Genomic DNA, 8,070 nt, shown 5'->3' with positions numbered 1-8,070 from the left:
GGCATCGATAACAAGCCTGGACTAAAAGCCAAAGATAAAGCAGGCCTTGAGCCTACAACTCGAAAATAAGCCGCCTCAGCCGCTCTAAGCTTAGCCTTTGCTGCCTCGACATTTGCCAAAGATAAAGATAAACGCGCACTGACCTGACTTACCTTGGCTCGGTCATCTTTTCCCAAACGAGCTCTCGTACCCACGTCTTTCGCAATCCGTTCATGAGTTTGCAGGTTCGCAATATGATCCTCAAGAGCAAAGTTCGCACGCATAACATCCAAATGCGCCTGCACAGCATCATAGGCTAGCGTTTCTGCCTGAGAGCGCATCGCTAGACGTCGTGCCTGCCCCATCTCTACGCCGCTTTCACGCTGCCAATGAGTATGAAAGCCATCAAATAACATTTGCCTTAAGGCAAGTGAAGCTTCTCGGCGCTCCATTTGTTCAGAGCCACTTCCCGTCAATGACCTTGTCGAAGTGTTATTACTATGCTCACGCCCGACACCTAGAGATAAAACAAGCTTAGGTAGAAACGCAGACTCCCGCTCCTCGATGTCCGCCATCTGAGCATACAACTCGCTGACCATTGCTTTAAGTTGCGGATGACTGGCTAAGGTTAAGCTCACGCTCTCCTGAATGCCACGAACTGCCGAAGCTTTCTTAGACAGCCCTGGCTCATCTATAATGTTCGAGAAACTTGAATCTAGCTCTTGGGAAAAAACCGGGGCCACGCTAAAACAGCCTGTGACAGCTAAGCACAAGAACAAGCGCGAAAGAAACTGCATTTTATTATTGCCTCTACGTTAACAACCAAACTGGTTGCTACTTATTATTATCTATCCGTAGATAAAACCCTGAAAAGTTGCATAGTGAGCAAGTCAAAACTTACTGTTCGGTCAGCGCAACCTGCCGGGCTTTTAATATTGGTTTCAAGAGATACGTCAGCAAGGTTTTCTTCCCTGTCAGAATATCTACTTGGGCAATCATACCAGGAATAACCGGAAGGAGCTTGTCTCCGAACTTCAAGTTATTATCTCGCGTCTTGACGCGTACCAGGTAGAAGCTATCACCTTGTTCATTTGTACTGGAATCAGCACTAATATGAACCAGCTCAGCTTCGAGCCCTCCATAAACCGTGAAATCATATGCGGTGAATTTTACCATTGCTTTCTGTCCAGGGTACAGTCGTGCAATATCGGCAGGGCGGACTTTTGTCTCAATTAGCAAAGCATCCTCCATCGGGACAACACTCACCAAATCCATTCCCGGCTGAATAACCCCACCCAAGGTGGTCACCATAAGCTCTTTAACGATACCATTAACAGGCGATCGAACCTGGGTTCGGTCAACCCTATCCTCCAATACATCGTGACCTTGAGACATCTGAGCCAGCTCTGCTAACACATCATTTAATTCAAGACGAGACTCAGACCTAAAGTCCAACTCTAACTGAGCTCTACGATTTGTCAGCTCTTTTATAGAAGATTCAATCTGCGGCAACTTCAGTTCAATATCTGAAGCTTTCCCCTTGGCCTCCAAGACACTCTTTTCAGATCTTATCAGCTCCACCTCAGAGACAACCCCTTGCTCAAACAAAGGCTCCAATATTGCCAACTCCTTTTTCACCAGCAACTCCTGCTCTCTGGACTGACGGAGCTGCCCTTGAAGCTGATCCAATAATTGGTGTTTCTGCTGAATTTGCTGGCTAATTATTGCTTTGGAGGCTCTTAACTGTTCAAGCCTTTGAGTAAAAAGCGCTTGCTGCTCTCTCACTAAAGCCTGGTCATCACGAACCAGAGATTCAGAAAAAGAAAGCTCTCCGCCTTGCGCTTCGGCTCGCAGCCTTTCTGAGCGAGCCTGAAGCACTCGCACTACCTGTTCACGCTCCCGAAAACGGGAAGCAAGCTGCTTATCATCCAGTTTTAATAAAACCTGACCGGCTTCGACTTCCTGACCTTCCTCCACCAATAATTCCGAGAGAATGCCACCCTCAAGATTCTGGACCAACTGCAGTTGCTTCGAAGGGATAACCTTACCTACACCGCGAACCAACTCATCCACCTCTGCATAAGCAGTCCAGCAGATAAATGAAAAAGAGATCAAAATTATAAGCCACAGCAAGCGTCGTGACTTTATGACATTACCATGATCATTTAAGGCTTGAGTGATAGGGGTTGAACGGAACTCAGTCATTGGAAACACCTCCCTTTCCATGACCTTGTTTATCATTGTGAGCACTTTGGCTCCCTGCCTGAATCAAGCCTCGCTTGAGCGCATCCAAAACACTTTCCTTTGGCCCATCAGCAACAATTTTTCCTTGATCCATCACGATAATTCGGTCCACCAGGGCCAGCAAAGAAGCCCGGTGCGTGCTAAGTAGCAGCACCTTATCCTTAGAGATATTCCGAATATTATTGATGATCATCTGTTCTGTCTGATTATCCATTGAAGAACTTAACTCATCAAATAACAATAAGTCAGGGTCATTGATAAGTGCTCTAGCGATTGCCACACACTGCCTCTGCCCACCAGATAAGCCTTTTCCTTGCTCTCCTATCGTCATATCCAAACCCATCTCATGAGTTTGAACCAATTCGGACAAACCTGACAATTCCACCGCTTTAAGCAACGCTTCCTGCGACACTTCTGGTGCCTTCATTAGGATGTTTTCACGCAGGCTACCGCTAAATAAGGTAATTTCTTGGGGAACATAAGCAATAGATGACCTGAGCTCACTTGCGTTCAAATGCTGAACCTCGAAGCCATTCACTAATAATTGTCCGGCATCAGCTCTACCAAAGCCCAGCAACAACCTAAGCAGTGAACTTTTTCCAGAGCCAATCTTTCCAATAATCCCTACTTTTTCACCTGCATTCAAAGACAGATTAATATCCTTCAAAACTTTAGGCCCACCCGAGTACGAAAAGGATAAATCTCGCATCTCGATGCTTGTTATTTTGCCCCCCAAACTCAGCGATTTAGAAATATCTTCTAATTCATCATCACGCCGAGATAAATCGTCCAAGCCCTTAAGCGCTGACCTTGCTTGTTGGTATTGAGATATCAGGTTAGCAATCTGGGACATCGGCGCTAAGGCGCGAGAACTTAACAGCACACAAGCAATCAAAGCGCCTAAACTCAAAGCTTGCTGCTCAATCTGATAAACACCGACAATTACAATCGCCATGGTTGAAAGCTGCATAACGGACGCAGATACGATCGATACAGAGTCGGTCAGATGCTTGGCTCTTACTCCTAGTAGCGACATACGCACCAGCGCTCTCTCCCACAAGCCCTGCTGACGCCCTTGCGCATTAAGGGACTTGATCGTTTCAATGCCGCTTAAGCTCTCAACCAAAACACTATTTTTTTCAGCGGCTGCCTGCTGCATCAAATCAACCACTTTTTTTATCGGGAAATGCACAACGTAACCATAGAGCAAGAGGAAAGCAGCCGCTATTAAAGGCACCAAGGCCAGCTGCCCACCCACAGAAGCGATAACCAATAGAAAGATAATGGCAAAAGGAACATCTGCGAGCGCCGTCATTGTCGCCGCAGTAAAGAACTGCTTGATCGAGTCAAACTCTTTCACCTGGCTGGCAAGTGAGCCCACTGACGAAGGAAATTCTTCGAGCCTGATATTCAAAACCTTGGAAAATAGCTTACTCGACAAAACCAAGTCTAAACGCTTACCGGCCTGTTCCAAAAACACATGTCGAAGCAATTTTACCAGCAGCTCAAAAACGATCACTAAGACCAGACCTGACGCCAAAACCCAAAGCGTCTCGATTGCCTGATTGGGAACTACCCGATCATAAACATTCATGACAAACAATGGCGCAGCCAAAGCAAAGACGTTAATCAATAAAGTAGCTGCGATGATATCCCGATAAACACTGCTTAAAGCTCTTAGCTCCTGCCACATCCACGAAGCAAAACCACTTCTTCTTGGCTGGTCTAAGGAACTGCTCGTATGCGCCTTTGGAAATACCGAAACCAGCTCTGCAGAGATTTTCTCCTTAAGCTCAAACTCGCTCCAATAAGCCTGCCCCTCTCCCTCAGAGCTAAAAATTTTAACGCTATAAGCACACCGGGAAGTATCGTAGCGCTCAATCACGAGCCAAGCCTCATCACTCCCTTTAAGCTGAGCAAGGCAAGGCAAGGCAGCCTTATCCAGATCCGCCAAATCCATTTGGCGGCACTGTAATTTGCCTTGGCTATGAACCGCTCTCATCATACCGCTACTTGAAGCTCTTTCGTCTACGGGTAAGCCGTGCAAAAACACCTCACGTGAACAAGCAAACCCAGCTAGCGCCATGACATGCAGATAAGCATTTTGAAGATAACGCGATACAGCTACTTGAGCAGGCTCTACTGCTTCAGCACTCGATACATTCGCCGCATTGTCATAAGAGCTACTGGCGGAATTATGGGACAAAGAAAAAACCTCAAATATCAAAAATAGCTCATCAAATTGTGAGCTAAACTATAGATGAGCTTTAGAAGCGAAAAGACTCTCTGTTACACTGCTTCTTCAAAGCTTTTTCTAACTATAGCAGTTATTTAACGAGGGTATAGACTGTGCTTACACAAGATCAATTCAAGACTAGCAATTTGTTGATCGCCATAAAGGTTACTTTATTGGCTTTATTGTTTTTCGTCAGCACGAGTAAGCTGTATGCCGAAGAAAGCACCAGCACAACAACCGTCTATAAAGTCACAAAACCAGATGGCAGCATATCGTACTCAGACCAACCACAAAGCAACGCCGTCACCTTGGAAGTCGAACCCGTTCCAACCATACCTGCACTAAAACCAAGCCCCATAAGTTTTAGCTCTGCACCTACAGACGACAGCTTTCTTTACCAGTCACTTGTTATTAGCGCACCAATAGACCGGAGCGCACTCCACTCAGGCACGGGTGACATCACTGTAAGCACCATATTAGAGCCTTCATTAAGAGCAGAGGACAAACTGCGCTTTCTGCTGGATGGTGCCGAAGTTGCATTACAAAAAGGGGCGAGCTTGCTGCTAACAAGCCTAAATAGAGGAACACACACGATCACGGTCCAAGTTATCGACCCACAAAACAAGGCTCTTATCTCAGCCAGTAGTCAATTTACAGTTCATCGACCTATCGCCAGAGCGTTCAAAATTAACTAACACATAGAGAGCACCAATAGGGAACACCCCAAAAAAGCAATGCACAAAATTGGTGCGCACATCCTATCTTCATCTATACTAAACCAAGAGCCCTGACACGCAAGCAGTCGGGAGCTCGCTAAATAGCTACTCTCTGAACATATTCGACGCCACATAAAACATTGGTTTGCTTCTTGCTTTGGCTATTATAGTTCGCCCCAGGCAAGAGCAAGCCTGTTTGCATGTAATTTCGTCTTTAAATGGATACAAGCTTTAATGACAACCAACCTGTTCTCAGATGCCTACCAACAACGCATACTCGAAGGCTTGTCGACTGCTGTTATCCTTATTGATGCAAATTACCAGATTAAATTTATCAATCCTGCTGCCGAAATGCTCCTGCAAGCCGGTTACAAACGAATACTATCCAGCAAGCTAGATCACCTCTTTATTAAACATGAAGAGCTTTTGTTTGACGAGTTCCAGGCCATTATTGATGGCGGGCACTCATACACTCAACGTGACTGCGAGTTTATTCTACACAACGGCCAAGAGCTTCTTGCAGACTGCTCGGCATCAAAGTTCTCTCAAGATTCTCAGGATTTACTGCTGATCGAAATGCAAGCAAAGGATCGTTTGAAGCGGATCAGCCGTGAAGAACAGCTGCATGAGAACCAGGAAACAGCTCAAATCCTTGTTCGTGGCTTCGCTCATGAGGTTAAGAACCCTCTCGGTGGAATTCGGGGTGCCGCTCAGCTACTTGATGCAGAGCTGACCAACCCAGAGCATCATGAATACACACAAATTATAATGAGTGAGTCGGACCGGCTGAGAAGTCTGGTAGATCGAATGCTCGGCTCTAATAAAGCCCTCAAGCGTTGTGAAACAAACATCCACGAGATTCTTGAAAGAGTTCACACCCTGATTCATGCCGAATCTGCAGGCAAAATTAATATTATCAGGGACTACGACCCAAGTATTCCCGAATTCCTGGGCGATAAAAGTCAGTTAATTCAAGCGTTTCTGAACATTGCGAAAAATGCACTTCAAGCACTGTCTGAGCAAAAAGACGAAAATCCTTCACCTCAGATTGTCTTGAGAACGCGAACTCTAAGGCAGTTCACTATTGGTCATACTCGACATCGACTGGTACTAAAGGTTGATATTATCGACAACGGTCCAGGTATACCAAAGGATTCCATTCAGAATATTTTTTACCCCATGATCAGTGGGCGCGCAGAAGGTACAGGTCTGGGCTTATCCATTACGCAAAGCATATTTACCAAGCACGATGGCTTGGTCGAGTGCGAAAGCAAACCAGGTAAAACCGACTTCATTATTTATATCCCTATCGATAGCACGCGCTCACCTAAACCAACAAACGTTTCAAGTATCTCGGAGTAACACTATGACAACAAAGCCACTTGTATGGATCATTGATGATGACCGCTCTATACGCTGGGTACTTGAAAAAGCACTAGCAAAAGAAGACTACGAGCTTCGCTCTTTTGAAAGCGGTGAAGGTGTAGTAGAACGACTTTCTAGCGAGAGCCCTGATGCGATTATCAGTGATATTCGTATGCCTGGCATTGATGGGCTTGCACTACTTGAAAAGATTCAAGCTAATAATTTGCATCGTGGCGTACCGGCAGTTCCGGTCATTATTATGACCGCTCATTCCGACTTGGACAGCGCTGTTTCCTCCTATCAGAGTGGCGCTTTCGACTACCTACCCAAACCCTTCGATCTAGATGATGCCGTCGCACTAATCAAACGCGCCATTGCTCACTCCCAAGAGCAAAAAGCACAGAATATGCCTGATGCACCGGAGCTCAATGAAGAAAATACTGAAATCATTGGTAAAGCTCCAGCGATGCAGGAAGTGTTTCGCGCTATCGGCCGCTTATCACAGTCAAATATAACGGTTCTGATCAATGGCGAATCAGGAACAGGTAAAGAACTGGTCGCTCGTGCTTTGCATCAGCATAGCCCCCGTGCACAGTTACCATTTATTGCCTTAAACATGGCTGCAATTCCCAACGACCTGATTGAGTCTGAGTTATTTGGTCATGAGAAAGGTGCCTTTACAGGTGCTGGAGGACAGCGCACCGGACGCTTTGAACAGGCTGATGGCGGTACACTTTTCCTCGATGAAATCGGAGATATGCCTGCCGATACGCAAACCCGCCTATTACGTGTACTTGCAGATGGTGAGTTTTATCGAGTCGGTGGCACCACACCCGTTAAGGTTAACGTTAGGATTATCGCTGCAACCCACCAAAACCTTGAAGGTCTGGTTCAAGAAGGTAGCTTCCGGGAAGATTTATTTCACCGTTTGAACGTTATTCGCGTTCACCTACCTAAACTATGCGACCGAAGTGAAGACGTCCCCACCCTGGCGAACTACTTCTTAAGCAAAGCAGCTGAAGAGCTCTCGGTCGACATCAAGCAATTACGCCCTGAGACCGAAGAGTACTTAAGTGCCATGCCCTGGCCAGGTAATGTTCGACAGCTAGAAAACACCTGTCGCTGGTTAACCGTCATGGCTAGTGGTAGAGAGGTTCATGTATCAGACCTGCCGCCAGAATTATTAGATGAAGATAACACTGCTCCAACAGCAAGTACTTGGCAGGAAGCCTTGCGAAAGTGGGCTGACCAGGAACTTAAAAAAGGTAATAGTGCCATTCTGGATCAAGCTGTTCCCCAGTTTGAGCGTATTATGATCGATACGGCATTGAACCATACTGGCGGACGACGTAGAGATGCTTCCCAGTTATTAGGCTGGGGCCGGAATACGCTTACCCGTAAAATCAAAGAGCTTGATATGAGCTTTGAAGAGAGTACTGAGGAAGAGGATTAAGCCCCTCCCTCCGCATTACTCTCATATTTTGTAGGCAGCGGGTTCCATCCCGCGCTATGCCCAAACCTTGGAGCACG

General features: G+C 46.3%; 6 protein-coding genes. 3 read left to right on the top strand and 3 right to left on the bottom strand.

Features of this window, described 5'->3' with window-relative positions:
• The 3 genes from A3729_RS21710 to A3729_RS21700 form a co-directional block, all read right to left on the bottom strand.
• On the bottom strand, positions 1-776 hold a 776-nt coding region (locus tag A3729_RS21710), incomplete at its 3' end, for a TolC family protein (RefSeq protein WP_197475977.1).
• Positions 777-876: 100 nt separating this feature from the next.
• Positions 877-2,184: an HlyD family type I secretion periplasmic adaptor subunit gene (locus A3729_RS21705; RefSeq protein WP_197475976.1), complete on the bottom strand. Its 1,308-nt coding sequence runs from the start codon at positions 2,182-2,184 to the stop codon at positions 877-879.
• Positions 2,177-4,429, bottom strand: a complete 2,253-nt coding sequence (locus A3729_RS21700) for a type I secretion system permease/ATPase (RefSeq protein ID WP_068634265.1) — start codon at positions 4,427-4,429, stop codon at positions 2,177-2,179. The genes A3729_RS21705 and A3729_RS21700 overlap by 8 nt, the downstream gene beginning before the upstream one ends.
• 143 nt (positions 4,430-4,572) lie before the next feature.
• Between A3729_RS21700 and A3729_RS21695 the strand changes: the two genes are divergently transcribed.
• From A3729_RS21695 to glnG, 3 genes are all read left to right on the top strand, one after another.
• Positions 4,573-5,154: a hypothetical protein gene (locus A3729_RS21695; protein WP_068508262.1), complete on the top strand. Its 582-nt coding sequence runs from the start codon at positions 4,573-4,575 to the stop codon at positions 5,152-5,154.
• Between the two features lie 255 nt (positions 5,155-5,409).
• Positions 5,410-6,537: a nitrogen regulation protein NR(II) gene (gene glnL / locus A3729_RS21690; protein ID WP_068508264.1), complete on the top strand. Its 1,128-nt coding sequence runs from the start codon at positions 5,410-5,412 to the stop codon at positions 6,535-6,537.
• Between the two features lie 4 nt (positions 6,538-6,541).
• On the top strand, positions 6,542-7,993 hold the full coding sequence (gene glnG, locus A3729_RS21685; RefSeq protein WP_068508266.1) for a nitrogen regulation protein NR(I): 1,452 nt from the start codon (positions 6,542-6,544) through the stop codon (positions 7,991-7,993).
• Positions 7,994-8,070: the final 77 nt, after the last annotated feature.

The sequence above is a fragment of the Oleiphilus sp. HI0043 genome (assembly GCF_001634935.1).
The sequence above is the reverse complement of the archived record's forward strand: the minus strand, read 5'-3'. Positions and strand labels throughout refer to the sequence as shown.